Annotated in this window: 1 protein-coding gene; it reads right to left on the bottom strand. The window is 64.3% G+C overall.

What is annotated here, in order from left to right:
* The coding region (locus NLI84_RS18875; RefSeq protein WP_284699995.1) for a transaldolase family protein at positions 1 to 356 on the bottom strand (356 nt) is incomplete at both ends.

Raw genomic sequence — 356 nt, 5'->3', positions numbered from 1 at the left:
TAGGCCGGGTTCTTGGTACCGGTCGACGCCCACAGCAGACGCTGCGGATGCGCGCCAGCGGCCTTCAGCTCGGCGAAGCGGGTACCGTTGAACAGCTTCTTGTAGTGCTCGTACGCCACCTTGACGAAGGCGATCGCGCTCTTGCCACGCAGGGCCAGCGCTTCCGGGGTGCCGAGCGCTTCCAGCTGCTTGTCCAGCAGCACATCGACGCGCGACAGGAACACCGACGCCACGGCGCGGACATGATCCAGTGGCAGGCCGGCGGCCTTGCGCGCTTCCAGACCACGGATATAGGCGGTCAGCACATCATCGGTGTGCTTCAGGCTGAACATCAGCGTGATGTTCACGTTGATGCC

This window comes from Chitinolyticbacter albus, from assembly GCF_024437655.1.
Taxonomy (GTDB): domain Bacteria; phylum Pseudomonadota; class Gammaproteobacteria; order Burkholderiales; family Chitinibacteraceae; genus Chitinolyticbacter; species Chitinolyticbacter albus.
This window is presented reverse-complemented; position numbering and strand designations above follow the sequence as displayed.